We start from the raw sequence: 2,076 nt of genomic DNA on the forward strand, positions 1-2,076 counted from the left end.
GGGCTAAAGTTCATGAAGGAAACCGTGATGTTCTCCAGCATCGACGTCCGCGGATCCCAGCCCTGGGCCCTCAGGACCTCGAGGGCCCGGTCCTCGAGTCTGAGCTGGTACGGGCTCGGGTGTTTGAACTCGATCGCCAGCCCGATCCCGCGGCCGGCCGCGCGCAGGATGTCGAGCAGGTCCGGCAGGGTCAGGAACTGCCCGGACTTGGCGCCGTAGGCCTCCGGGATCCGGGCTCCCTTCCAGGAGGAGAAGTCCAGTTCCTGGAGTTCTTGCAGCGTCCGGTCGGCCACCTGGCCGGTGCCGTCCGAGGTGCGGTCCAGGGTGGCATCGTGCAGGAGCACCACGTGCTGGTCCCGGGTCAGGTGGACATCGCATTCGACGCCGTCGGCGCCGTCGGCGATTGCCTGCAGGTACGCGGCCCGGGTGTGCTCGGCGAAGGTTCCGCTGGCGCCGCGGTGGGCATAGACCAAAGGCCGGGCGGCGGCAGGCTCATCAGTGGTCATGGTGCCACGTTAGCGGACCGTCCGTTTCCGTGGCGGGCTAGGCTGGGCTCATGCAGGTCAATACTGAGTCAACTTCCCTGACCGGCGCCGCGGGACGTCCGGGCGGCGCCCGGCCGGGCGGTCCCCCCGGACAGCGTTCCGCTGCCTCCAGCGACGTCGAGAAGGCCGCGGCGCTGCGCCGGATGAAGCTCCTGGCCCTCTCGCTGCTGGTCGTCATGGCGGTGATCTTCATCGTCGCGTTCGCCCTGCAGAAGCAGTATCCGGGGTTCGAATACGTCCGCGCCGCGGCCGAGGGCGGCATGGTCGGTGCCCTCGCGGACTGGTTCGCCGTCACGGCCCTGTTCAAGTACCCCATGGGCATCAAGATCCCGCACACCGCGATCATCCCGCGCCGCAAGGACCAGATCGGCGCCTCGCTGGGCGAATTCGTGGAAACCAATTTCCTCTCCGAACAGGTGGTCCAGGAGAAGCTGGCGTCCGCAGACATTGCGCGCAAGGCCGGCGCCTGGCTGTCCAGCCCCGGCGGCCCGGACCGGGTCGCCAAGGAGGGTGCCGCCGTCATCCGCGGCGCGTTCAAGGTCCTCAACGACGACGACGTCCAGGCCGTGATCGAGTCCATGGTCCGCAAGCACCTGCTCACCCCGCCGTGGGGGCCGCCGGTGGGCCGCCTCGCCGAGCGGATTTTCGACGACGGGCACCACCATGCGCTGGTGGACCTAATGGTGGACCGCACCGTGGACTGGGTGCGGGACAACCAGGAGACGGTCAACAGGCTGGTCACCGACCGGTCCCCGACGTGGGTGCCCTCGTTCGTGGACGGGCTGGTGGGCGACAAGGTGTATGTGGAGATCCTCAAGTTCACCCGCGCCGTGCAGTCCGACCCGCAGCACCAGGTCCGCCTCTCGATCGACAAGTACCTCAAGGAACTCGCGCAGGACCTGCAGCATGATCCTGTCATGATCGCCCGCGCCGAGGGCATCAAGGCCCAAGTGCTCGGCGACCCGGAGGTCCGCGAGCTCGCCTCCCGCACCTGGGACACCATCAAGACGGCCCTGCTCACCGCCGTCGATGACCCGCACAGCGAACTGACCGTCAAGTTCAAGGCGGCCGTGCATGACTTCGGCACCCGGCTCCTGGTCGATCCCGAGCTCGCCGGCAAGGTGAACGCCTGGATCGGCGACGCGGCCGGCTACCTCGTGAAGACCTACCGCTCGGACATCGCGGGGGTCATCACGGACACCGTGGCCCGCTGGGATGCCGAAGAGACGTCGCAGAAGATCGAACTGCAGGTCGGCAGGGACCTGCAGTTCATCCGGATCAACGGCACGGTGGTGGGCGCACTGGCCGGGCTGGCCATCTTTACGCTGGCCACCCTGCTGTTCGGCTAGCTGGGCCCCGCTCCGCGGCACCGGCTAGGCGGCCGCGACCTTGGCCTTGGTCCTGCCGTGCATGGCGAAGATGGTGAAGATCAGCGCCGCGAGCGCTGTGGCGACTAGCAGCAGCAGCCCGATCGCGTAGCTGTGCGCCGCGGCGTCATAGGTGGCGCCCATGATCAGCGGCGGGAAATAGC

2 protein-coding genes are annotated in these 2,076 nt (G+C 68.2%); one reads left to right on the plus strand and one right to left on the minus strand.

Annotation, left to right across the window (positions count from 1 at the left end; genetic code table 11):
* The coding region (locus LQV45_RS27875; RefSeq protein ID WP_290370329.1) for a glycerophosphodiester phosphodiesterase family protein at positions 1-506 on the minus strand (506 nt) is incomplete at its 3' end.
* A 50-nt stretch (positions 507-556) separates the two neighbouring features.
* Between LQV45_RS27875 and LQV45_RS27880 the strand changes: the two genes are divergently transcribed.
* Positions 557-1,894 (plus strand): DUF445 domain-containing protein, encoded by a 1,338-nt coding sequence (locus tag LQV45_RS27880; RefSeq protein WP_374208314.1) that lies wholly within the window; start codon positions 557-559, stop codon positions 1,892-1,894.
* The last annotated feature ends 182 nt before the right edge of the window (positions 1,895-2,076 follow it).

Source organism: Microbacterium sp. Bi128, assembly GCF_918698205.1.